Source organism: Natrinema salaciae, from assembly GCF_900110865.1.
In the GTDB taxonomy this organism is placed as follows: domain Archaea; phylum Halobacteriota; class Halobacteria; order Halobacteriales; family Natrialbaceae; genus Natrinema; species Natrinema salaciae.
This window is the reverse complement of the sequence record NZ_FOFD01000003.1, coordinates 790329-813901: the sequence shown is the minus strand read 5'-3', so window position 1 is coordinate 813901 and position 23573 is coordinate 790329. Positions and strand designations below refer to the sequence as shown.

General features: G+C 68.2%; 25 protein-coding genes. 15 read left to right on the top strand and 10 right to left on the bottom strand.

Going from position 1 to position 23573, the window contains the following annotated elements; genetic code table 11:
• Window positions 1-4 precede the first annotated feature (4 nt).
• Entirely contained in the window at window positions 5-541 is a 537-nt protein-coding gene (locus BMX07_RS13270; protein ID WP_090618358.1) for a class I SAM-dependent methyltransferase, read from the top strand.
• Between the two features lie 63 nt (window positions 542-604).
• Window positions 605-1132 (top strand): DUF7529 family protein, encoded by a 528-nt coding sequence (locus BMX07_RS13265; protein ID WP_090618357.1) that lies wholly within the window; start codon window positions 605-607, stop codon window positions 1130-1132.
• 84 nt (window positions 1133-1216) lie between these two features.
• On the opposite strand, the gene nadC is transcribed toward BMX07_RS13265, so the two are convergent.
• Entirely contained in the window at window positions 1217-2032 is an 816-nt protein-coding gene (nadC, locus tag BMX07_RS13260) for a carboxylating nicotinate-nucleotide diphosphorylase (protein ID WP_090618452.1), read from the bottom strand.
• 233 nt (window positions 2033-2265) lie between these two features.
• Here nadC and BMX07_RS13255 point away from each other — a divergent pair, with 233 nt between their 5' ends.
• Complete coding sequence (locus BMX07_RS13255) at window positions 2266-3429, top strand: mechanosensitive ion channel family protein (RefSeq protein ID WP_090618356.1); 1164 nt, start codon at window positions 2266-2268, stop codon at window positions 3427-3429.
• A 68-nt stretch (window positions 3430-3497) separates the two neighbouring features.
• Here BMX07_RS13255 and BMX07_RS13250 read toward each other — a convergent pair whose 3' ends face one another.
• Window positions 3498-5099, bottom strand: coding sequence for an L-aspartate oxidase (locus BMX07_RS13250; protein WP_090618355.1), 1602 nt, complete (start codon window positions 5097-5099; stop codon window positions 3498-3500).
• 2 nt (window positions 5100-5101) lie between these two features.
• Window positions 5102-6235 carry a quinolinate synthase NadA gene (gene nadA / locus BMX07_RS13245; protein ID WP_090618354.1) on the bottom strand — a complete coding sequence of 378 codons (1134 nt, stop codon included), beginning with the start codon at window positions 6233-6235 and terminating at the stop codon, window positions 5102-5104.
• A 204-nt stretch (window positions 6236-6439) separates the two neighbouring features.
• On the opposite strand from nadA, the gene gfo6 reads away from it, so the two are divergent.
• Entirely contained in the window at window positions 6440-7510 is a 1071-nt protein-coding gene (gene gfo6 / locus BMX07_RS13240) for a D-xylose 1-dehydrogenase Gfo6 (RefSeq protein ID WP_090618353.1), read from the top strand.
• Window positions 7511-7574: 64 nt separating this feature from the next.
• Here the strand turns inward: gfo6 and cysK are convergent, their stop codons facing one another.
• Window positions 7575-8516, bottom strand: coding sequence for a cysteine synthase A (gene cysK, locus BMX07_RS13235; protein ID WP_090618352.1), 942 nt, complete (start codon window positions 8514-8516; stop codon window positions 7575-7577).
• A 159-nt stretch (window positions 8517-8675) separates the two neighbouring features.
• Between cysK and BMX07_RS13230 the strand changes: the two genes are divergently transcribed.
• From BMX07_RS13230 to BMX07_RS13220, 3 genes are all read left to right on the top strand, one after another.
• Complete coding sequence (locus BMX07_RS13230) at window positions 8676-9425, top strand: SIMPL domain-containing protein (protein ID WP_090618351.1); 750 nt, start codon at window positions 8676-8678, stop codon at window positions 9423-9425.
• A 135-nt stretch (window positions 9426-9560) separates the two neighbouring features.
• Window positions 9561-10736 (top strand): ABC transporter substrate-binding protein, encoded by a 1176-nt coding sequence (locus BMX07_RS13225; RefSeq protein WP_090618350.1) that lies wholly within the window; start codon window positions 9561-9563, stop codon window positions 10734-10736.
• Window position 10737: 1 nt separating this feature from the next.
• A complete protein-coding gene (locus BMX07_RS13220; RefSeq protein WP_090618349.1) occupies window positions 10738-11691 on the top strand; it encodes an NAD(P)/FAD-dependent oxidoreductase in 954 nt (317 codons plus the stop codon).
• 132 nt (window positions 11692-11823) lie between these two features.
• Here the strand turns inward: BMX07_RS13220 and carA are convergent, their stop codons facing one another.
• Window positions 11824-12903, bottom strand: a complete 1080-nt coding sequence (gene carA, locus BMX07_RS13215) for a glutamine-hydrolyzing carbamoyl-phosphate synthase small subunit (protein WP_090618348.1) — start codon at window positions 12901-12903, stop codon at window positions 11824-11826.
• Window positions 12904-13005: 102 nt separating this feature from the next.
• On the opposite strand from carA, the gene BMX07_RS13210 reads away from it, so the two are divergent.
• A complete protein-coding gene (locus BMX07_RS13210; RefSeq protein ID WP_090618347.1) occupies window positions 13006-13419 on the top strand; it encodes an Lrp/AsnC family transcriptional regulator in 414 nt (137 codons plus the stop codon).
• Between the two features lie 18 nt (window positions 13420-13437).
• Here BMX07_RS13210 and BMX07_RS13205 read toward each other — a convergent pair whose 3' ends face one another.
• On the bottom strand, window positions 13438-14946 hold the full coding sequence (locus BMX07_RS13205) for an amidase family protein (protein ID WP_090618346.1): 1509 nt from the start codon (window positions 14944-14946) through the stop codon (window positions 13438-13440).
• Window positions 14947-15038: 92 nt separating this feature from the next.
• Here BMX07_RS13205 and BMX07_RS13200 point away from each other — a divergent pair, with 92 nt between their 5' ends.
• The gene (locus BMX07_RS13200; protein ID WP_090618345.1) at window positions 15039-15317 is read left to right on the top strand and encodes a hypothetical protein; all 279 of its coding nucleotides are present in this window, start codon (window positions 15039-15041) and stop codon (window positions 15315-15317) included.
• Window positions 15318-15462: 145 nt separating this feature from the next.
• Here BMX07_RS13200 and BMX07_RS13195 read toward each other — a convergent pair whose 3' ends face one another.
• The 4 genes from BMX07_RS13195 to BMX07_RS13185 all read right to left on the bottom strand — a co-directional run bounded on the left by BMX07_RS13195 (window position 15463) and on the right by BMX07_RS13185 (window position 17605).
• Entirely contained in the window at window positions 15463-15624 is a 162-nt protein-coding gene (locus tag BMX07_RS13195; RefSeq protein ID WP_175480143.1) for a ribbon-helix-helix domain-containing protein, read from the bottom strand.
• 132 nt (window positions 15625-15756) lie between these two features.
• A complete protein-coding gene (locus BMX07_RS24515) occupies window positions 15757-15927 on the bottom strand; it encodes a hypothetical protein (RefSeq protein WP_175480142.1) in 171 nt (56 codons plus the stop codon).
• 301 nt (window positions 15928-16228) lie between these two features.
• On the bottom strand, window positions 16229-16504 hold the full coding sequence (locus BMX07_RS13190; protein ID WP_090618344.1) for a hypothetical protein: 276 nt from the start codon (window positions 16502-16504) through the stop codon (window positions 16229-16231).
• 384 nt (window positions 16505-16888) lie between these two features.
• Window positions 16889-17605, bottom strand: a complete 717-nt coding sequence (locus tag BMX07_RS13185; protein ID WP_090618343.1) for a PHP domain-containing protein — start codon at window positions 17603-17605, stop codon at window positions 16889-16891.
• A 54-nt stretch (window positions 17606-17659) separates the two neighbouring features.
• Here BMX07_RS13185 and BMX07_RS13180 point away from each other — a divergent pair, with 54 nt between their 5' ends.
• The 6 genes from BMX07_RS13180 to BMX07_RS24510 all read left to right on the top strand — a co-directional run bounded on the left by BMX07_RS13180 (window position 17660) and on the right by BMX07_RS24510 (window position 23318).
• The gene (locus BMX07_RS13180; protein ID WP_394328392.1) at window positions 17660-18619 is read left to right on the top strand and encodes a diacylglycerol/lipid kinase family protein; all 960 of its coding nucleotides are present in this window, start codon (window positions 17660-17662) and stop codon (window positions 18617-18619) included.
• A gap of 76 nt (window positions 18620-18695) precedes the next feature.
• Window positions 18696-19262 (top strand): NUDIX hydrolase, encoded by a 567-nt coding sequence (locus tag BMX07_RS13175; protein ID WP_090618341.1) that lies wholly within the window; start codon window positions 18696-18698, stop codon window positions 19260-19262.
• 250 nt (window positions 19263-19512) lie between these two features.
• Window positions 19513-20886, top strand: a complete 1374-nt coding sequence (locus tag BMX07_RS13170; protein WP_090618340.1) for a glycosyltransferase family 4 protein — start codon at window positions 19513-19515, stop codon at window positions 20884-20886.
• A 2-nt stretch (window positions 20887-20888) separates the two neighbouring features.
• The gene (locus BMX07_RS13165; protein WP_090618339.1) at window positions 20889-21611 is read left to right on the top strand and encodes a class I SAM-dependent methyltransferase; all 723 of its coding nucleotides are present in this window, start codon (window positions 20889-20891) and stop codon (window positions 21609-21611) included.
• Window positions 21608-22663, top strand: coding sequence for a prenyltransferase (locus tag BMX07_RS13160; RefSeq protein WP_090618338.1), 1056 nt, complete (start codon window positions 21608-21610; stop codon window positions 22661-22663). The genes BMX07_RS13165 and BMX07_RS13160 overlap by 4 nt, the downstream gene beginning before the upstream one ends.
• A 484-nt stretch (window positions 22664-23147) precedes the next feature.
• Window positions 23148-23318, top strand: a complete 171-nt coding sequence (locus BMX07_RS24510; RefSeq protein WP_175480141.1) for a hypothetical protein — start codon at window positions 23148-23150, stop codon at window positions 23316-23318.
• Window positions 23319-23573: the final 255 nt, after the last annotated feature.

Here is a 23573-nt window from a genome sequence, read left to right as displayed (position 1 = left end):
GGATATGGGAGAGCGGTACGACAAAATTCGGGAGCTAGCGTCGTTCGCCGAGACGGTCGCGGACGCCGATCGAGCGCCGGTCGTCGTCGTCGCGGGCTGTGGCACGGCGACGACCGTCGAGGCGCTGCGCGAGCGCGACGTGGCGGCGTACGGGTTCGACACCTCGCAGTCGATCCTGGAGACGGCCGCGGAGCCGACGCGGGAGTTCCTGGTCGAGGCGGATCTTCGCGACGACGACCTCGTTGACACGTTGCGCGAGACGTTCGACATCGACGAGATCGACGTTCTCGTGACGGAGTGTATGCTGTCGTTCGTGCCCGTCGACGAGGCCGAATCGGCGCTGGCCCGGATCCGAGAGACGAACGGCGTCGGCGTCCTGCTCCACCAGGTCCGATCGGACCCGCCCGCGGCGGCCCAGAAGGGGGAGATCGACGCGACGATCCTGTCGCCGAGCGAGTGGCGAGCCGCGTGTGATCCCGCCGGGGCGGACGTCTGGCGCGACGCGATGGAACGACTGGACCTCCCCGACGACGGGACGTGAGGTAACGTTTTTCCGCTCCGGATCGTCGGTGTCGTGTATGACGACGCGACCGGAGGGAGATCGATGACGGCGGACGGATCGGAACCGGCGGACGACGCGACGACGGGGCCGCTCTGGGAGGAACTCCTCGAGGACGCGCGGGCCATCGCCGAGGAGTACCGCGAAGACGGCTGGGACAGCGTCGTCCTCGAGCCGACGCGAGTCGCCCCGGTCGATCGGGACGAGCGGGTCGGCCTCGACGTCACCGTCAGCGCCGACGAGTACGCGGCCGTCGAGGACCTCATCGAGGCGGGGACGGTCGAGATCACTGCGGCCGACGTCTACTACCGTCCGCTCGCGGACGCGGACAGCGACCGGCGCGTCGCGCTCGCGGTCGAACGCGCCGACGCGGACGAGACCGCGGTGTTCGTCCCGCTCGCGTACGACGTCACGGACTGTCGCGCCGTCTTCGAAACGGCCCTCCTCGAGGAGGAACTGTTCCTTCACGTCACGGCCGATTCGACGGAGCGGTGGGTCAGTTTCTCCCACGACGATCCGTCGCTGTTCCTCGAGGAGCGGGATCTGGAGTCGACGCTTCGTCCGCGCGAGTGACGACGCACCGGGCAACGGGCAACGAGGGCCGTCGGAGCGGCGCCGCCCGAACCGTCCCGGCGGATGGAGACCAGAAGACGTCGCTCACTCACCGGTCCGGAACGACAGGTCCAGCGACGGAGCCGAGTGGGTGAGCGATCCCATCGAGATGACGTCGACGCCCGTCGCGGCGTACTCGGGCACGTCCGCGATGGTGATCCCGCCGCTGGCTTCGGCCAGCACGCCCTCGTAGTCGGCGAGTTCGTCGACGGCCGCCCGCGTTTCGTCGGGCGTCATGTTGTCGAGCAGAACGATATCGGCACCGGCGGCGGCCGCCCGCGGCGCGTCCGCGACGGTCTCGACCTCGACGTCGATCTTCGTCGCGAACGAGGCCCGCTCCTGAAACCGGGCGACGGCGTCCTCGAGTCCCAGTTCCGCGACGTGGTTGTCCTTGACCATGACCATGTGGGAGAGGTCGAGCCGGTGGGTATCGCCGCCGCCCGCGACGACGGCGCGCTTCTCGAGGCCGCGCAGCCCCGGCGTGGTTTTTCTGGTCGCAGCGATCGCCACGTCGTCCGATTCGGTCCGCGCGTTCTCGACCGCCGTCCGCGTCCGCGTCGCGATCCCCGAGGCGTGGCCCGCGAGGTTGACGGCGACCCGTTCGCCCCGGAGGACCTCGCGGGCGGTCCCCGCGACGTGGAGCAGTTCGTCCCCGGGTTCGACGTCGGTTCCGTCCTCGAGCCGATCGGTCACGGCCACGCCGAGGGAGTCGAAGACGGCCGCCGCGGCCTCGAGACCGGCGACGACGCCCGGTTCAGTTGCGACGAGTCGGCCGGTCGTCTCGCCGGGCACCTGATTGGTGACGTCGTGGTGGCCGACGTCCTCGCGCAGCCAGCGTTCGATTTGTGCGTCGGTGAACATACAGCCGTGGATGCGGGTGCGGTCCCGGCGAAAATAAAGGATCCGTTTGGCCGGACCGCAGACGCCCGACGGGACCGACCGATCGCACGCGCTCCGTCGCATCGACACGGCACGCGATCCGGGCGACGATGATCGACCCGGGTTCGAGTCGCCTGTTCGCTTCGGCGATTGTCGGGCGAAGGTGACAGTCGAGTTTCAGACACTATTACCTCGTCCCGCTGCCTGTCCCCCGTATGACCGCGGCGTTCTCCGATCTATTCGCCTCCTTCTTCGACGGCGTTCCCGGGTGGCAAGCGACGATACTGCTCGTCGGTATCTCACTCGGCATCGCGGTTGCCCTCGAGATCGTGGTTCTCCGGGGGCTGCTTCGGTACACGAGCCGGACGAAGACGCGGTACGATCACATCCTCGTCGAGGAGCTCCGATTGCCGATCGTCGTGACGGCTGCACTGACGGGCGTGTACCTGCTCACACAGGTGCCGTCCGTTACCGAAACCGTTCTGGTGACGCCGGATCAACTCGAGACGTTCTTCGGAAAGCCGTCGCTGTCCGTCATCATCGTCGCCTGGGCCTTCGCCTCGAACCGGATCGTCAACCGGTTCGTCGAGGAGGTCAAGGACAAGGGCTCGCGGTTCGACTTCGCGCCCGTCTTCTCGAACGTCTGGACGCTGGTCGTCGTCGGCGGAACGGGTGCCGTCTTGCTGTCGCTGTGGGAGTACAGCATCTCGCCGCTGCTCGGGGCCGCCGGCGTCGCCGGCATCGCCGTCGGGTTCGCTGCGAAGGATACCGTCGCCAACTTCTTCGGCGGCATCGCGCTCTACTTCGACGACACCTACAAGCTGGGCGACTACATCGAACTCGACTCCGGGGAAGCGGGAACCGTCGTCTCGGTCGGCATCCGGTCGACGACGCTCATGATGCGCGACGAAGTACTGGTGACCGTTCCGAACTCGGTTCTCAACGCCGCGAAGGTGATCAACCAGTCGGCTCCGAAGCGCCGGAAACGGCTCAAAGTCCCGATCGGCGTCGCCTACGGGACGGACATCGACGCGTTCGAGGAACTCGTCCTCGAGATCGCCGACGAGGAATCGCTCGTCCTCGACTCGCCGAAGCCGCGGATGCGGTTTCGGGCGTTCGGCGACTCGGCGCTCGAGTACGAACTCCTCTGCTGGGTAGCGTCGCCGACACGCGCGGCCAAAGCGACGCACAAACTCAACAGGGCGATGTACAAGGCGCTGACCGAAGCGAATATCGACATTCCGTTCCCCCAGCGCGAGATTCACGTCGCGAAGGGGGACGTGGTCACCGAGTGGACGGAGCCGACCGCCGAACGGACGGCACCGGCGCAGTCGGCGACGGGTGACGCGAACGACTCGCCGTCGGATCGGCAGACGTAACGGGCGACGGAAGCGTCGGAAAGCGCGACCGCGATGATCACACCGGCAGCGGCGCGATTGCTCGGTCGCTACGGGAGGGGCGTTTCGTCGTCGGCGACGTAGTGACAGCCGACCGACTCGGTGTTCTCGCCGGCCGCCCGCGCGATCAACAGCGCCACGACGCTGGCGTTCCGGAGTTCGTAGAGGTCCCGCGCCGTCCGCGTGCGGACGTAGGCGTCGACTTCGCCCTTGAGCCGCCGGAGGACGGCGCTCGCCCGGGCGATCTCCTCGGGGTCGCGCTCGAGGCCCAGATACTCGTCCATCGTCCGCGTGAGCCGGGTGAACTTCTCGGCGGCGAATCGTTCGGGGAGGTCGGGGTCCCGGGTTCGAAGTTCGGGCGCGTCGACGATCTCGGGCTCGAAGCGCTCCGCGGTCCCACCACTTCGCTTCGAGGTGCGTTGCACCTCGCTGGTCGCGTCCGCGCCCGCCCGGAGCCCCCAGACGAGCCCCTCGAGCAGGCTGGTGCTGGCCAGCCGGTTCGCGCCGTGGACGCCGGTGCGGGCGCACTCGCCGACGGCGTAGAGCCGATCGAGCGACGTGCGGCCGTGCTCGTCGACGTCGATCCCGCCGCACAGGAAGTGCTCGCAGGGGGCGACGGGGATCTCGTCGCCCTCGATGCCGCGGTCGCGGCACCGCTCGGCGATGGCGGGGTAGTCGGTCTCGAAGGCGAGGGAACCGACGTCGAGGACGACCTCGCCGGTCGCCTCGCGTTCGGTTTCGACCGCGCGGGCGACGACGTCGCGGGGCGCGAGGTCGCCCTGCGGGTGATAGTCGTCCATGAACCGCTCGCCCTCGCCGTTGCGGAGGACGGCCCCCTCGCCGCGCAGGGCTTCGGAGAGCAGGAACGTCTGGTTTCGCGCCGCGGCTTCGCCGCTTCGCGCCTCGCAATCGTACGCCGTCGGGTGGAACTGGATGTACTCCATGTCCGCGACGTCCGCGCCGGCGAGCGCGGCCATGGCGATCCCGTCGCCCGTCGCGTCGTCGGGATTCGTCGACCGACCGTAGAGCGCACCGATACCGCCGGTCGCGAGGATCGTCGCGCCGGCGTAGATCGGGTGGCCCGCTGGCTCCTCGTCGGACATCACGCCGTGAACGCGTCCCTCCGCGGTGATCAGTTCGAGCGCGGCCGTGTCCTGCCGGACCTCGATGCGCTCGTGGTCGTCGACGTAGTTCAGAAACGGCCGCAGGATGTGGGTCCCGGTCGCGGCGTCGACGTGGAGGATGCGGTACTCCGAGTGGGCGGCCTCGCGCGTGTAGTCGAACTCGCCGTCGTCGGTCTCGTCGAACCCGACCCCGAGGGTGTCGACGAGCACGTCCTCGACGGCGTCGTCGGCGTTCTCGACGAGGACGTCGACGGCGTTCGGATCGGCGGTGCCGTCGCTGGCGTCGACGATGTCTGCTTTGAGCGATTCGGGGTCGCCTCGCGTGGTCGAGATACCGCCCTGCGCCCAGTCCGTGCTGGCGTCGTCGGGTTTCGTCGCCTTCGTCAGCAGGAGGACCTCCGCGCCCGCTCTGGCTGCGGATAGGGCGGCCGCACAGCCCGCGATACCGCTGCCGACGACGAGAACGTCCGCGGTCTCGCCGTCGGTCGTCGCCGTGCCGGTGTCGGTGTCGGTGTCGGTTTCGGTCATGGTTAGATCTCGAGCATGCGATCGAGCGCGACGCCCGCGAGTTCCTTCTCTTCGGGGGCGACCTCGATCACGTTGTGTTCGCGTCCCTCGGCGAGTTCCTCGAGCACCCAGGTGAGGTAGTTGGGGTCGATCTGGCGCATGGCGTTGCAGTCCATGCAGGCGTCGCCACAGAGCGGCAGGACGTTCACCTCGGGGTGCCAGCGCTGGAGGTGGTTGGTGAGGTGGATCTCGGTGCCGATCGCCCAGGTGTCGCCGGGGTCGGCCTCGGCGACCGTCTCACAGATCGTCGCGGTCGAGCCAGCAACGTCGGCCGCTTCGACGACCTCGCGACGGCACTCGGGGTGGACGATGACGTTGGCGTCCGGGTGGTCCGCCCGGATCTGGTCGACGTGGTCCTCGCGGAACCGCTCGTGGACCTGACAGTAGCCGTCCCAGAGGATGATGTCGCTCTCGGCGACCTCGTCGGCGTCCTTGCCCTCGGGGTCCCAGGGGTCCCACTCGGCGATCTCGTCTTCCATGCCGAGCCGGTGGGCGGTGTTCTCCCCGAGGTGCTTGTCGGGCAGGAACAGCACCTTGTCGCCCCGCTCGAAGGCGTACTCGAACGCCTTGTGGGCGTTCGAGGAGGTACAGACGAGCCCGCCCTGACTCGCACAGAACGCTTTCAGATCCGCGTACGAGTTCATGTACGTGATCGGGACGATGTCGGCGTCGGGCGCGGCCGCCGTGATCTCGGCCCACGCGCTGTCGACCTGCAGCGCTTCGGCCATCCCCGCCATCGGACACGACGCCTCCATGCTCGGGAGGATCACGGACTGATCGTCGTCCGTGATGATGTCCGCGCTCTCGGCCATGAACGTCACGCCGCCGAAGATCACGTACTCGGCGTCGGCCTCGGCCGCCTCCTTCGAGAGCTGGTAGGAGTCCCCGATGAAGTCCGCGTGCTCGACGATCTCCCGTCGCTGATAGTTGTGTCCCAGAATCACGACGTCGTCGCCGAGTTCCTCGAGCGCCGCCTCGATGCGATCGGTCCGCTCGTCCGCCGCCAAATCCCGGTACCGGGACGGCAGCTGCTCGAGGGAGTCGTATTTGAACAAACTCAGATCGGTTTCCAGCTCCGCCGTTTCCATTTTGACCATCTTACGTCACCTGTGGGTACACGCATATCAGTCCCGGCTATTGAATAAATTTTTCCTTCGAAAGTTAGTTCCGGGGGAATACCATCGACGGATACAACGGTCGAAAACGTATTGTCGGTTGTTCATCGCTGCCGACAGATCACCGCTCGAGACCGTCAGGAGTCCGGTCGATGGAAGCTTTTCGCCGTGATCCCTAGAGACGGTATGGCACTCGAGGACGTGTTCGCGAACTTCACGGTACGGGACTGGGAGCACGAACCGGCCGACGGAACGGTCCGGCTCGCCGTCGTCGGAATCGGCGGCTTCGCCCGCCAGCGCGCACTCCCCGCGATCGCCGCGAGCAGTTACTGCGAGACGACGACGCTGGTCACGAGTTCCCCCGACGACGTGACCGCCGTCGCAGCGGAGTGCGACGTCTCGGTGGTCCTCGACTACGACGACTTCCTCGCGGGCGAGCGCGCGGCCGCCTACGACGCGGTCTACGTCGCCACGCCGAACGCCCTCCACGGACGGTACGCGACCGCGGCGGCCGAGCGCGGAAAGCACGTCCTCTGCGAGAAACCCCTCGAGATCACCAGCGAGCGCGCTCGAGGGATCGTCGACGCCTGCGCCGACGCCGGCGTGACGCTGATGACGGCCTACCGGCTGCAGACCGAGCCGACGGTTCGACGCACCCGAGAGCTCGTTCACGAGGAGGTTATCGGCGACGTCGTGCAGGTCCACGGCGCGTTCTCGCACCCGCTGCTCGAGCACGCGAGTCCCGACACGTGGCGGCTCGATCCGGAGCTGGCCGGCGGCGGGGCGCTGGTCGACCTCGGCGTCTATCCGCTCAACACCATCCGGTTCCTGCTCGACTGCGAGCCGACGGGCGTGTACGCCACCGCACACTCGAGCGGCGGCCCCTTCGCGGACGTCGACGAACACGTCGCCTTCCAGCTCGAGTACGAGACCGACGCGACGGCCTCGTGTACGGCGAGCTTCGACGCCCACGCGAGCAGCCAGCTCGAACTGGTCGGCACCGACGGAAAGATCCACATCGAGTCGCCGTTCGGCGGCGTCGTCCCCCACGAGATGGTCGTCGAGAGCGGCGACGTTCGAATGGAGTACACGGGGCCGACGGTCGACGAGGTCTGCGAGGAGTTCGACTACTTCGGCTACTGCGTGCTGACGGGAACCGATCCCGAGCCCGACGGCGAAGACGGGCTCGCGGACCTGCACGCCATCGAGGCCGCCTACGAGTCGACCGAGACGGGCTGTCGGGTCGCGCTCGACTGAGGCGGCGGTCGGGCTCGAGCGGCCCCGTTCGAGCAAAACCCGGACGGCTCGAGGGCCGGACCGGCTACTCGAGCGCGTAGAGATCCGTCGAGAGGTACCGTTCGCCGGTGTCCGGCAGGATTGCGACGACCAGTTCGTCCGGGTGGTCGGTCGCGTAGTCGGCGGCGGCGGCCAGCGCTGCCCCCGCGGAGATACCGACCAGCAGTCCGTCGCTGCGTCCCAATTTCCGGGCCGCGGCTTTCGCATCGGCCGCCTCGACCGCTCGCGTCTCGTCGACGAGCTCGGTCCGGAGGATATCGGGGACGAAGCCGGGGCCGATCCCCTGGATGTCGTGGCCGTCGGAACTGAGCGCCGAGAGGGTCGGCGATTCGGCGGGTTCGACCGCGACCGACGTGAACTCGGTCTTCCCCTGCTCCTCTTTCACGTACTCCGAGACGCCGGTGATCGTCCCGCCGGTGCCGACGCCCGCGACCACGGCGTCGACGCCGCCGTCGGTCGCCGCCCAGATCTCCGGCCCCGTCGTCTCCCGGTGGGCCGCGGGATTGGCCGCGTTTTCGAACTGGCGGGCCATGATCGCGTCCTCGCGGTCGGCGACGAGTTCCTCGGCGCGCTCGTTGGCCCCGCCCATCCCGTCCTCGGCGGGGGTGAGCTCGAGGTCCGCCCCCAGCGCCCGCAGAAGCTGGCGGCGCTCGGTCGACATCGATTCGGGCATCGTCAGCACGCAGTCGTACCCCCGCGCGGCGGCGACCGCGGCGAGCCCGATTCCCGTGTTGCCGCTGGTCGATTCCACGAGGGTGCCGCCGGGCTCGAGCGCACCTGCACGCTCGGCGGCGTCGACGATGGCCCGCGCGATGCGATCCTTGACCGAGTAGGGGTTCGCCGCCTCGAGCTTCCCGTAGCAGTTGTCGGCGAAGGCGTCCAGCCGAACGAGCGGCGTCTCTCCGATCAGTTCGTCGACGCTCTCGGCGGCGTCGATGTCGGCCGTGGATTCGGCAGTTCCGTCCATCGGACAGTCATTCGTGCCTTCCGAACTATCGATTCCCCCGAACGTCTTCGACTGTCGTACCAGCCCTTGGGAACGGGATCGATCGTCGCACGGACTCGACGCTCAAAGGCCCGTTTGAGCTTGGCGAGGGGTTTTTTCCCTGCCCGTCGACCGAACGGTATGGATCGACGACAGTTCCTCGCGGCCTCGAGCGTCGGGGTCGCGGCGGCGATCGCGGGCTGTGCGGGTAATCCGCTCAGTCGTACCGACTCCGAACCGAACGAGGACGCGAACGCGAACGCGAGCGCGGACCGCGGCGAGATTACGGTCAGCGCGACCGGCGAGGTCGACGCCGACCCGGATCGAGCGACCATCAGCGTCGGCGTGCAGGCGACCGGCGAGAGCGCCGACGCCGTGACCGACGAGCTGGCGACGGGGGCCGAACAGCTTCGCGCGGCGTTCGACGATCTCGGCATTCCGGAGGAGAACGTCGAAGAAGGCCGGTACCGCGTTCACCCGGCGCACGGACGAGACGCCGACGGGTTCGAGGGATCACATTCGTTCGAGGTGACGGTCACCGACGTCGACCGCGTCGGCGAGGTCATCGACGCGGCGATCGAGGCCGGCGCCGACGATGTCGGACGCGTGAACTTCACGCTACAGGAAGACACGCGCTCGACGCTGCGAAAAGAGGCGATCGACGCCGCACTCGGGAGCGCCGACGAGGAAGCGAGCCACATCGCGGACAACCGCAACGTCGAACTCGAGGGAACGACGGCCGTCACGACCAACGACGTGGCGGTCCACCCGGTCCGGGAGACGCTCTCGAGCGGCGACGCAGCCGAGGACGCGGCACCGCCGACGGAGATCGAGGCGGACCCCGTCAGCGTGAGCGCCAGCGTCACGGTCACGTATTCGTTCGACGAGTGATCGCGGCGAGCGGGGCGATCGGCGGCCGCCCTCGAGCGACGAGGGCGGCGCTGTGCGACGAGACGGTGCCTTCCCCCACATTTTGGCCGGCCTAAAACCGAACGACTTTTGAATTGTTAGGCGAGCCTAAAACGTATGGAAGCGACGATGCGATCGGGCCAAAGCCGACGTGCGTTCGTGGCGACGGGAGTGACCGCCGGAAGCGCCGCGCTGGCCGGCTGTATCAGCGGGACCGAGCCCGGCTCGGAGAGCGGGGGCGACTCGTACACGGTGTCGATGGCACCGATGGGCGAGGTCGAGTTCGACGGCGTCCCCGAGCGGGCCTTCGTCACCTTCACGCAGTACGCCGACATGGCGGTCGCGCTCGGGCACGGCGACGCGGTGCAGACGCTCTTCGCCCCGGAGATGTCGGGGACGACGATGACCAAGTTCTACGACCGACTCGAGGGGGTCGAGTTCGACTGGGAGGGCCTGGAGAACCCGCTCGAGGGCGGCGTGACGAAAGAACAGCTCTACGGCGCGGAGAGCGACGTCCACTTCCTCGATCCGTCGTACGTGCTGACGACGCAGGACGACTGGGACGACGACGACGTCGAGGAGATCGCCGACGCGGTCGCCCCCTGGATCGGCAGCTACCACAGCGGCGTCCACAGCGAGCCCGCCGACGTCTACGCCGACAGCTACGAGTACTACACCCTCTGGGAGCTCTTCGAGACGGTGGCGGCCGTCTTTCAGGAACGGGACCGCTACGAGGCGCTCGCCGCGGTCTACGACGAGACGCGGACGCGGATCGAGTCGGCCCTCCCGCCCGAAGACGACCGGCCGACGGTCGCCCGAGTCACGCTGGGAGACGGCGTGTTCTACGCCTACCACCTCAACACGCCCGGCTTCTGGCAGGCGGAGACGCGGCCACTCGGTGCCCACGACGCGCTCGCCGACGTGGAGTGGGAGGGCGACTGGGGGCAGGTCGACTACGAGACGATGCTCGAGGCCGACCCGGACGTCATCCTCCACCTCTGGGGTATCACGCCGAACTACGCGATCGAGAACGTCCGGGACCGCCTGGAATCACACGCCGCGGGCAGGGAACTGACCGCGGTCGGGAACGACCAGGTCCTCGCGAGCGGCATGCGATACCAGGGGCCGATCATGAACCTCTTCCAGCTGGAGATGACGGCCAAGCAGCTCTATCCCGAGCAGTTCGGCGAGTGGCCCGGCTACGAGTCCGGCGACTCGTACCCGACGATCCCCGACGACGAGCAACTGTTCGACCGCCAGCGCGTGGCGGCGATCGTCACTGACGGAGCGTAGAATGAGCGGCGACAACGACGAGCGCGGACCCGGCGACGGCGATCCGGGATTCGACGCCGACGTCGCTATCGTCGGTGGCGGTCCCGCCGGCTGCGCCGCCGGCGTCTTCACCGCTCGAGCCGACCTCGAGACGGTGCTCTTCGATCGCGGCCCCTCCTCGCTGCGGCGGTGTGCGTCCCTCGAGAACTACCTCGGGTTTCCCGGCGCGATCGACGTCGACACGTTCCTCTCGCTGGCGCACGAGCACGCCGAAACCGCGGGCTGTCGGCTCCGCGACGACCTCGTCGAGTCGGTCGCGTCCCTCGACGACGGGGGGTTCCGGCTCGAGACGCAGGAAGGGGACCCGCTCACGGCACGGTTCGTGATCGCCGCGACGAAGTACGACGGGTCGTATCTCCGCGGGCTCGACGACGACGACGCGCTGTTCGTCACCGCGGAAGGCGACGGCGAGACGGCCGACCGGTTCGATCGCGAGTATCCGGACGACGACGGTCGAACGCCGGTCGACGGCTGCTACGTCGCCGGGCCGCTCGCCGGCTGCGGCGATCAGGCGATCATCGCTGCCGGCCACGGCGCGACCGTCGCCCGCGCGTTGTGCCGCGACCTGCGACGCGAGGACGGGTACTGGGGCCGGTTCGCGGATCACTACGACTGGCGGCGCAGGGCCGCGAACCTGCAAGCGGAGTGGGCCGACCCCGAACGGTGGGTCGACCTGTTCGATCGGGACGCACCCGACGATCTCGAGGCGGACACGATCCGCCGGCTCGCCGAGGAGCACACCGACGACCGCCTCGAGCAGTACGTCGATGCCGACGCGGCCGACCGGCGCGCCGACCGCGGCCAGCGACGGCTCGCGGCGGCACTCGACGACGAGGTCCTGCTCGAGGCCGTCGACGACGCGGCGGTCCGGGAGTACGCCGACAGGCTCGACCGGGACGGTTCGAGCGACGAGTGAGCAGGTCCGGAAGCGATCGCGAGTCGGACTCGCTCACTCGTCGCTCCGATCGTCCTCGAGTCACGGCCGGCGTCGCCACTGGACGGGAACAAACATAGAATCGACACGACACGTCGCGGTCGCAGTTGGCCGTCAGTCGTCGGCCGGAACCGCCCGCGTGTCCGCTCGCTCGGAAGCCATCGCGAGCACGTCGTCGAAGAAGTCGAGGGTGTCTTCGGGGCCGGGGTTCGCTTCGGGGTGGTACTGGCGGGTGATCACGTCGTACTCGACGCCGTCGATCCCTTCGGGCGTGTCGTCGTTGACGTTGATCTGCGTGACCTCGAGGTGCTCGCCGGGATCGGCGACGGTGTAGCCGTGGTTCTGGGTCGTCATGACGACCTGCCCGGACTCGAGGTCGAGGACGGGCTGGTTGACGCCGCGGTGGCCGAAGGTCATCTTCTCGGTGGTGCCGCCGAGCGCCTCGGCGACGATCTGCTGGCCGAGACAGATGCCAGCGACGGGCGTGTCCTCGACGAACGCCTCGACGAGCGCGATCGCGCCCTCGAAGTTGACCGGGTCGCCGGGACCGTTCGAGACGAACAGGATGTCGGGGTCGACGGCCTCGACGTCGGCGGCGGCCGCGTCGTAGGGGAACACGTGCACGGTCGCGTCACGCTCGAGCAGCGAGTCGACGATCGAGCCCTTCGCGCCGCAGTCGATCAGGGCGACGGTCTCGCCGTCGTTGTCCGCGCCGTGGACGGCCGGCTCGTCGACGCTGACCTGCGCGCCGATGTCGGTGTGGTCGCTCATGGCCTCGCACTGCTCGAGTTCGGCCAGCGCGTCCTCCTCGGTGACGTCCTCGCCGACGGCGATGCCGCACTTCATCGCGCCGCCGTCGCGGATGTCGGTGACGACCTCGCGCGTGTCGAGGTGGTCGACCGCCGGGACGCCCTCGTCCTCGAGCCAGCCGACGACGTCCTCGGTGAGTTCCTTCGCGATCACGGCACGCGGGTGAACGCGGTCGTCCTCGAACCGCTCCTCGCGGACGCCGTAGTTCCCGATCAGCGGGTACGAGAACGTGAGAATCTGCTCCTCGTAGGAGGGGTCGGTCAGACTCTCCTCGTACCCCGTATACGCTGTCGTGAAAACGAGTTCACCGCGAGCCGTTCCTGACGCGCGACCACGACCCTCGAGTACGTGGCCGCCCTCCAGTGCGACGTAGGCTTCCGTCATTACGAACTACGTATCGGATGGACCATCATAAGTGTTGTCTTCGAAGCTCAGTTACGATTTTCGTAATCGGTAAGTGCAGGTCACACGTAGGTACGCATCTCCATGGACGACCTGGACCGACAGATTCTCGATATTCTCCGGCGAGACGCCCGGACGCCGTACACCGAGATCGCCGACGAGGTTGGGACGAGCGAGGGGACCGTCCGCAACCGCGTCGAGCGCATGATGGACGACGACGTCATCGAACGCTTCACGATTTCGACCCGGACCGGCAACGTCCAGGCGATGCTCGAGATCAGCGTCGCGGTCGACGTCGACACCAAAGCGGTCTCGGAGCGGATGGCCGAGTGGGACGAGGTCGACTTCGTCTGGATGGTCTCGGGCGAGCAGGACGTCGTGCTCGTCGTCGACGCCGCGGACACGCGCGGGGTCAACGATTTGATCACGAAGGCCCGCGACCAGGAGGAGGTCGTGAACACGAAGACGCGGCTGATTCTGGACGAGGAGCTCGGCTAGGCCGATCGGTCGAACGCGTCAGTCGAGCGCCCCGAACCGGTCGGGCGGCCGCCGGTTGTCGGTCGCTCGCTCGAAGGCGGACGCCAGCTCGAACAGCCGGGGTTCGGCGAACGCCCTGCCGAGCAGTTCGACGCCGACCGGGAGCCCGTCGTCCGTGAAGCCGGCCGGGACGACGATCGCCGGCAGTCCCGTGTGCGCGGACAGCTCGCAGTTCATCTCTTCGAACGGCTGGTGGTCGGGAATCTCGACGGGCGGAACCGTCGAGGGCGGATACAGGACGGCGTCGAGGTCGTGCTCGGCCAGCCTCGAGAGCGTCGTCTCCCTGAGCCGCCCTCGCCGCCGGAGTCGCCGGAGGTAGCCGACGTTCTCGTCCAGCGACCCGGTGTCCATCTCGAGGATGCCGGCCGCTTCCATTCGGGATTCGATCGACGGGGCGATCGTTCCCGTGTCGACGAGGTCGGCCAGCGAGTCGAGGGGCGTCGCGTCCCCGAGTTCCGACAGGTAGTCGTCGAAGTCGCGCGCGAACTCGTACTGCAGCACGCGAGCGCTCGCGAGGCGGTCGCCGTCGACGACCTCGACGGGGTCGACGATCGTCGCACCGGCCGCCGCCATCGCCTCGATCGCGTCCTCGACGACCGCCGTGACCGCCTCGGCGTCGGCCGCGGACGCGTGCTCCTCGTTCCGGAGCCCGAAGAACTGCCGGGCGACGCCGATGCGCGCCCCCTCGAGACCGGCATCGTCGAGGTGGGCGACGTACCCGTCCTCGGGGATCTGATCCGCGCCCCTCGCCGTGACCGGGTCCGCGGGATCGTAGCCGGCCACGACCTCGAGCAGCCGCGCGGCGTCCGCGACGGTCCGAGCGATGGGGCCCGGCGTGTCCTGCGTCTCGCTCAGCGGGACGATGCCCGTCCGGCTCACCAGCCCCCTGGTCGGACGGACGCCGACGAGATCGTTGAACGCGGGCGGCGACCGAACGGACGAGCAGGTGTCGGTCCCCGTTCCGACGACGGCGAGGTTCGCGGCGACGGCCGCCGCAGTGCCGCCGCTGGAGCCCGCCGGCCGCCGCTCGAGGTCGTACGCGTTCCGCGTCGCACCGCCGAGCGAGCTGATCGTGTCGACGCCGAACGACAGCTCCTGCAGGTTCGCCTTCGCGACGACGACGCACCCGGCGTCGCGGAGTTGCTCGACGACGAACGCGTCGCGCGACGGCGTGGACTCGGCGAGCGCTACCGATCCCGCCGTGGTCGGCATATCGTGTGTGTCGTGGTTGTCCTTGACGACGACCGGAACGCCGTGGAGCGGGCCGACGAACCCGTCGCTCTCGAAGCGCTCATCGAGCCGGCGAGCCCGCCGCCGGGCGTCGTCGTTGACCGTCAGAATCGCGTTCAGATCGTCGTAGGCGTCGATACGCGCCAGATAGCGGTCGACGAGCGCTTCGGCGGTGACGCGCCCGTCCGCCACGGCCGCGCGAACGTCGGCGACGGTCGCCTCGAGGAGATCGAACGAGTCGGGAAGCGATGTGGACATGCGAGAGGTCGAATCCGTACCGGGTAGTCCCGGACCAGGGACCTGAATCTGTCGCCCGGCGGTATTAGTTCGCGGGCGTCGTCTTCACCCCGATGGCAAACAGGGTCCAGCTCGGCGACTGGGAGACGGTGATCGACGAACTGCGCCGGTTCGGCGAAACCGGCGACGTGACGACCGGAGACGATCGGATTCGGATCGACTTTGGTGCCGCCCACCTCGAGGTCTCGCGTGACGGACGCGTCAGTACGGGGATGCCGCTGCACGACTTCGACTGGCGTGGGGCGGTCGAGTTCGTCGTGGACCACGACGCGGGGTCGCTCACGATCGACGCCGACGACGTGGCGTACACGTTCAGGCGGCCCGGCGGCTGAGGGCGGCGGCTCGAGCGACTCGCGATCGACACAGCTCGCCGGCCGATCGGGCGGGTGCAGTAGCGCGAGAATCGATGGCGAGGCGCGGACGCACGTTCCGTCCCAGTCGCTCGCGACCGTCGTCGCGGGTCCGCCCGTCGGCGCGTCAGTTGTGGCGCGACCGCCGTTCTTCGCGGACGACGAGCCGCGCGCCGTACCGGAGCGCTTCGGACCGTGAGCTAAACATCCCCTGTTCGACCAGCGCATCGAGTTCGTGAACAAGTTCCGGCGGAAGCAAGACCGGAACGGACTCCCTATCGCGACCCATGATTATACGTACGAAACGGGGTAGTATAAAAGTGCGCAACGCGACGAATAAAACGGGCAGAATCGATCGGACCGCCCCTCGAGTTCTCATCTCCGTTCCGGCCGGTTTCGGGGGGCTCGAGCGCGAGGGCGACTACTCCTCGCGAAGTTGGTCGAACAGGTCCGGCGGCAGGGAACAGCCGCAGGGTTCGACGGTGCCGGTGTGGGGACCCGTGGCGACGACGAACTGCACCGGCTCGCCGCAGTGGGGACAGTCGGGGAACGGGGCCGGGGAGACCGCGCCGGCCTCGCCGTCGTCGCTCACGCGCCGGCCCTCCCGGGTCGTCGCGGCCGTGTGCGCGGACTCGAGACTGGTCGCGGCTGGCGATTCGGGCGTCGTGCGGGACGTTTATATCCCGGAAGGCTGTACGGAATCATGGCTTCGCCGTATGGTGGAAGCCAAGTCTCGGGTGCTTGGACCACCCGGGACGTTTCGGTAACGTCCCCACGGGAGACCGGCTTCCGGTCTATCCATTGACTCGTTAGAACTTATATCTACTGCTAATGGGCCCGGATTGTATCGGTCTGGGTCGAGGATGAAACCCACGAGACGGCGGTGTACCGTCTCACTTGGAGTCGTCGATATCGCGATCGGACGCTGCTCTGTCGGGGGGCGATGACCCGGGGAGACCGAACGGATCAGCCTCGTCGCTCCCGCTTCCGTGTTTCGCATCAGTCCGTTCGAAGAGGTACAACAAAACACCCGTTCCGCCCGTCAAGAGGACAATTCCGATCCATTTACCGGGATCGTCTATCTCGAGTCGTCGCGCGTCGAAATAGACGAGAACCGGAAGAGCGACGACGGACAAGAAAACGTATCCCACGACGATCGTGACCATCATGTTTCACAGTATACCAGATAGAGGGGAAAAGTGTCACGGTATTAAAGGGAGTGGTCGGCGAGTTCGACTCGCTTCCGTTGCGAATCGAGACAGTCGGAAGTCGTACGGGGAGACGGCCCCCTCGAAGCGCGATACCGACGATATCACAGTGACCGTTGCGAACAGCGCGTCCTCGAGTGACGGGGGTGAAAACCACGTTCCGTCGTTGTAGCGGTGAGCAGAAGACGGTGATTTCGGACCACGCACTCGCACGAGCACGGATGGCCCGCTCACGGATCGCTTCGCTCTCTGTTCGCTTTGGAGACGCGATCGTTGGAAGCGTCTCGCAGACAGCGCGCGCCACCCCACGGCGATCGGTCTGTCGGCCGGACCGCAGTTGATCCCTCAATCGGCCTCCTCCTCGCCCGGCGGTTTGCCCACGCCGGGCGTCGGCCGTTCGATCGCGTCGATCACCTGTTTGCGGTCGTGGATCGCCCGGTAGCCCCGGCGGAGCAGGCGGTCGGGTCCCGTCCTCGAGACGCGCGCGCTGACGTTCCCCTCGCGGATGGCGTCGACGATCGACGTGGGCGTGAGCCGGTCGGCCTCGACGACCGTGTACGCCCGGCCCACCTCGAAGGGGTAGTGCGCGTCGCTACCGCCGACCAGCGGGAGATCCCGTTCTTCGGCTAACTGCTCGACCAGCGGCTGCGAGCGCGGGTGTTTGCCGTTGACCTCGATCGCGTCGAAGGGGACGTCCTCGAGTTCCCGCACCGTGCTGTTCCGGAAGGGGTGGGCGACGATGGCGGCGCAGTCGCGGTCGTGCGCAAGCGCGACCGCCTCCCCGGGGGAGAGCGCGCCGGGTTTCGTCGCCGCCGGCGGATCGGGGCCGACGACGAGGACGTGGCCGCGGTCGGTCGTGATCTCGATCCCCGGCAGAGTCTCGACGTGGGAGGACGGATCGAACGCGGTGTAGTAATCGTGGTTGGTGGTCGCGACCCCGTCGAGGCCGCGCCGCCGGGCCACCGCCGCGAGGAGGCGGACGCCGAGCGGGTCGAACCGGTCCCCGAGCGAGCGTCGGCCGTGGAAGAAGCGCGTGTGTGCGTGCAGATCGACCGCGTACATACTGGAGCAAACGCCGGGCAGACTCTTTTGCGTGCGGCCGGCATGTACTGCAGTATGACTCCCGCGGAGACGAGCGACCGCGTTCTCGTCCTCAACCCCGTCAGCGGAAACGGGAACCACGTCGACGACGTCGCGACGCTCGCCGGCGACCACGGCTTCGACATTCGTAGAACCGAAGAAGCCGGCGACGCGACGCGACTGGCCCGCGAGGCCGCACCCGACGCCGACCTCGTCGCCGCGGCCGGCGGCGACGGCACCCTCAACGCCGTCGTCAACGGCGTCGCCGCCGCGGACGCGCTCGAGACGACCACCGTCGCGGTCGTCCCCGCCGGGACGGGCAACAACTTCGCGGCCAACGTCGGGATCGAGGGGATCGAGCACGCGTTTACCGTGATCGAAGCGGGGCGGCGGCGATCGATCGACATCGGCACGGCGAACGACCGGCTCTTCGTCAACTCCTGCGTCGGCGGGATCACCGCCGAGGCGAGCAGCGAGACGACCACCGAGAGCAAGGCGGAGCTGGGCGTGCTCGCGTACGTGAAAAACACGGTCGAGACGGTCGGCGAGTTCGACTCGCTCCCGCTGCGGGTGGAGACGGCGTCGGCACCGGACGGCGAGCGGGCGCGGGCCTGGGAGGGCGAGGCGCTGTTCGTCCTCATCGGGAACTGCCGGCGCTTTACCGGCGCGCGGACCGCACAGGCGAACGTCGAGGACGGCCTGCTCGAGGTCACGATCGTCGAGGACGCCGCGACCGCGAACCTCGTCGGCGGCGCGGCGCTCGAGGGCCTGCTCGGCCGGGACAGCGCGCACATCATTCGCCGCCGAGCGCCGTCGCTCACGATCGAGAGTCGCGGGGACTCCGTCGAGTACAGTCTCGACGGCGAGATGCTCGAGACCGAGACCCTCCGCCTCGAGACGGCCGTGCAGCGACTCACGATCCCGGTCGGAGACGGCTATCGACCGGACCCTGACGACGGCGACCGCTGGCCGCTCGAGGTGCCCGCGAATCGGTAGTCTCACCGACGGTATCGATTCGAAACGGTCGAGACGAGACGATACTGGTTTCAAGAGTCACCGTAATTGTGCGGGTATGAGCGCGCCGCAGGAGGACGAGGACCTCCAACACGAGAACGCCGGCCAGGACGTGATCGCCGTCGACGCCGACGACAACGAACTCGAACTCGTCAACCGACTCGACGCCCACACCGGGGACGGCATTCGCCACCGGGCGTTCACCTCGCTGGTCTTCGACGGCGAGGGCAACGTCTTACTCGCCCAGCGAGCGCCGGGCAAGCGCCTGTGGGGTACCTACTGGGACGGCACCGTCGCCTCCCACCCCGTCGAGGGCCAGAGCCAGGAGGAAGCGACCCGCCAGCGACTCGAGGAGGAACTGGGGATCACGCCGGACCAGTACGACGACCTGCAGGTGACCGACCGCTTCGAGTACAAGCGGTACTTCGAGAACGCGGGCGTCGAGCACGAGGTCTGTGCGGTCCTGCAACTGACGCTGTCCGACCGGAGCCTCGACCCCAACGAGGAGGAGGTCGCCGGGCTGATGTGGGTCCCCTACGAGCGGCTCCACTCGAATCCGGAGTGGTACCGGCAGTTGCGGCTCTGTCCGTGGTTCGAGATCGCCGTGCGCCGGGACGTCCGGTAGCGATCGAGGTGCCAGCCGATCGCCGCCGGATGGTCCCGTCGCGGACACCACGCCGGACCTGCCAGCACGGAACCCGTTTCGTCCGGCGAGCCGAAACGCTCCCACGCGGCCCGCTCGAGCGCGCAGCCGGCGGTATCGGGGCGGGAAACCGCGCCGAGCCCCGCCGCGTTTCGGGACGCGACACAGTCCGGAAACAGTACACGAGCGAGAGGTTTATGAGGGAGTGCTCACACATGCAGGATAACCTGCGATGGTCACTGGAACGCTCAGACGTCTTCTCCGGGGGAGTGTGATCGGGTCGTCCGCATCGGCGAGGGGGTCGACCGCCCCGGGGACGACGGAGTCGGACCCGTCGCCCGGTTCGGGGCGACACTCCGACGAACCGCTCGATATCTGTCTGTTGAGCTACCGCTCGAATCCGTACTCCGGGGGGCAAGGCGTCTACGTGAAATACCTGAGCCGGGCGTTGACCGACCTCGGCCACTCCGTCGACGTAATATCGGGCAAGCCGTACCCCGAACTGGACGACGACGTCCGGCTGGTGAAACTCCCCGGCGAGAACATCGTCGACGAACTCGACCGGCTGGGGCAGTTCGAGCCGTCGTACCTCCGCGAGCCGCTCGCGCTCTACGAGTGGCTGAGCGCGCTCACCGGCGGCTTTCCTGACCCCTACGTCTTCGGCCGGCAAGTCGTCGACTACTTCGAGGACCACCGCCCCGAGTACGACGTGATCCACGACAACCAGTCGCTCTGTCACGGCCTCCACGCGCTCCGCGAGCGGGGCTACCCGGTCGTGGCAACCGTCCACCATCCGATCACCGTCGACCGCGAGGCCGCGCTCGCCGCGGCCGACGGCTGGGGGGAACGGCTGTTGATCCGCCGGTGGTATCGGTTCCTCCGGATGCAACGCGACGTCGTCCAGGACCTGCCACACGTGCTGACCGTTTCCGAATCCGCAAAGCACCGCACCGTCACCGACTTCGGAGCCGATCCGGAGTCGATCCAGGTCGTCCACAACGGCATCGACACGGAGCTGTTCGAACCCGTCGACCGCACACGCACCCGCGACCGCCCGCGCGTAATGACGACCGTCAGCGCGGACGTTCCGCTGAAGGGTGCCCGACACCTGCTCGAAGCCGTCGCAGCCGTCCGCGAGGACGTCGACGCCGAACTCGTCGTCGTCGGCGAGTTCGACGCGGGCGGCGAGTGCGACCGGCTGATAACCGAACTGGGCATCGGCGACGCGATCGAGACCCACAGCGAGATCAGCTACGAGCGGATGGTCGAACTGTACGGCACCGCCGATATCGCGGTCGTCCCCTCGCTGTACGAGGGGTTCGGGCTCCCCGCGGGCGAGGCGCTGGCCTGCGGCGTTCCGGTCGTCGCCACCACCGGCGGCGGACTGCCGGAGGTGGTCGGCGACGCCGGCGTCCTCGTGGAGCCGGGCGACGCCGACGCGCTGGCCGACGCGATCCGCGACCTGCTCGCCGACGACGAGCGCCGTCGCCGACTCGGCGAGCGGGGCCGCGAGCGCATCGTCGAGGAGTTCGACTGGGAGCGGGCCGCCCGCGAGACGGTTCGAACGTACCGCAACGCGATCGACGCGCGGTCGCAGGTGGTCTGACCGTGGAGACGATCGATTTCGACCGACTGACGCTGACGCCGGGGATGCGCGTCCTCGACGTCGGCTGCGGCGAGGGACGGCACGTCCACGCCGCTGCCCTCGAGAACGTCGCCGAGGTCGTCGGCCTCGACCTCGAGCGGTCGAACCTGACGGCGGCCCGTGAGGACTACGAGACGTACATCGCCGGCGAGACGGACGTCCCGGTCACGTTCCTCTCGGGGGACGCGCTCAGGCTGCCCTTCGCGGACGGCGCGTTCGACGTGGTCTGCTGTACCGAGGTCCTAGAGCACCTGCCCGACTACGAGTCGGCCATCGACGAGCTACGGCGGGTCTGTGCGCCGGGCGGCACGCTCGCGGTGAGCGTCCCCAGAGCCGGTCCCGAACGGGTCTGCTGGGCGCTGTCGGACGACTACCACGAGGTCGAGGGCGGCCACGTCCGCATCTTCGACCGCGAGGAGCTGCGGGCCGCCATCGAGCGCCGCGGGTTCCGGCGGGTCGACGGCCACTTCGCCCACGCCCTGCACGCTCCCTACTGGTGGCTGAAGTGTCTCTGGTGGGACCGCGACCAGCGCGGCGACGCGCCGCTCCCGCTGCGGGCCTACGACCGCTTTTTGGAGTGGGACGTGCTGGAATCGCCGCGGCCGGTCCGGCTGCTCGAGCAGGCGCTCGATCCGGTCGTCGGCAAGAGCGTCGTCTACTACTTCGAACTGGAGGGGCGAGCGTGAGCAACGTCTCGTCGCGCGTGTCGCTTTCCGACTGGGGGCTCGAGCCGGCGGTCGACTACATCGAGCGCGTCCAGCGATCGGACGGGCTCGTGCCGTGGTACCCCGACGGGCCGGCCGATCCCTGGGATCACGTCGAGAGCGCGATGGGGCTCTCGGTCGCCGGCCGCGACGAGGCCGCCCGCCGCGCGTACGACTGGATCGCCGACGTACAGCACGACGACGGGGGGCTGTGGGCCACCTACGGCGAGACCGACGGCGACGAGGGGGCCCACGCCGGCGACGAGCCGCGCAAGGAGACCCACCGCAGCGCCTACGTCGCCGTCGGCGTCTGGCACCACTACCAGTGTACCGGCGACCGGGCGTTCCTCGAGGCCCTGTGGCCGACGGTTCGCGACGCCCTCGCGTTCGCGTGCGCCCGGCAGGCCCCCACCGGGGAGGTCCACTGGGCCGTCGGCGCTGACGGCGCGGTCTACGAGGACGCCCTGATCGCCGGCTGCGCCTCGATCTACAAGAGCCTGGCCGCCGGCGCGGCGATCGCGGACGTGCTCGGCTACGGGGACGCCCGCGACCGCTGGCTCGAGACCCGCGCCGACCTCGGCGAGGCGATCCGTTCGCGGCCCGACCGGTTCGACCGCACCTGGGAGAGCAAGTCCCGCTACGCGATGGACTGGTTCTATCCCGTCCTCTGTGGCGTGCTGACCGGCGAGCCGGCGCGCCAGCGGCTCGAGGCGGGGTTCGATCGGTATCTCGAGGCGGGGCTGGGCTGTCGCTGCGTGGCGGACGAGCCCTGGGTGACCGTCGCCGAGTCCTGCGAACTGGTGATTTCACTGGCCGCGGTCGGCGAGGCGGAGCGCGCGCGTGAGATCTACGAGTGGCTCTTCCAGTGGACCGACGACGAGGGCGTCTTCTGGACCGGCTACCAATTCGAGGACGAGGAGTTCTGGCCGGGCGACCGGCCGACGTGGACCGGCGGGGCGGCGGTGCTGGCCGCGGATGCGCTTTCGGGCCTGTCGCCGGCTGGAGAGCTGTTTACCGAACGGCTATACGACTGACGCATCCCGCCGGAGACGCCCACAGAGGACGGAAACGTCAGGAACGCAACGACGGCAGGGAATCGCGAAAGAGTCTACCCACTCGGCTCAGGTCCCTCTTCTTCCTCCCAATCCGAACCCGGGAACCGATCGCATACGCTCTCGAGATGAGAGGGACGACGAAGCGTCTGCTTCTCCCCGAACGGGTCGAGACGTCCCGGTATCTGAACCAGCTATCGATCGACCTTGCTACGGGGGGCTTCCGTCCCGAATACGCGCCCCGTATGCAGCATCGACCGAACGGCTCACCTGCCGGCCGTCAAAACGGCGTGCTGAATACAGCGGGTGTATCCAGCACGATAGAGCGCACTGATTCGACTCGTATTACCCGGGGAGAAGTGGAAGCAGAGCCCGTGAGGACGACTGTCTCAGACGCTGTGAAACGGGGGCACCCAATCCGTTGCATGCCGTGAGATTTTCTGTCTCTATACCCTCAGCATCATCTATGGCTGGATTGATCCAGCGAACGGCACAGGCGGTCGATGATACGTGGCAGTCGATATGGCATAGATCGAGTCGCGCCGAGAAAATCGTGATCGCCATCGCGCTTCTGGTCACCGGATTGGCCATCCCGGTGATCCCGATCGTCTGGATCGCCCGGATCGTTGCTAACTAATCAACGGAGCAGCGGGGCGAGAGACGCGCTCCCTCTGCATCGGGTCCGAGTGAAAACCCAGGTCCGGCCGATACACGCCATCTATTCGGCAGCAGTCGTACGCTCTACCAGCGCGATACCAGGAAAACCCGCGCTGATGCGTCGTCGTTCTCGTCGACAATCTCGAGGGGACGGTGCTTGTCGTCCGCGCTCTCCTGCCCGATGCTGTCGGATTCGTCGGCCCGTTTGGTGGGCCGTGGGCCGATCGTCCGCAGC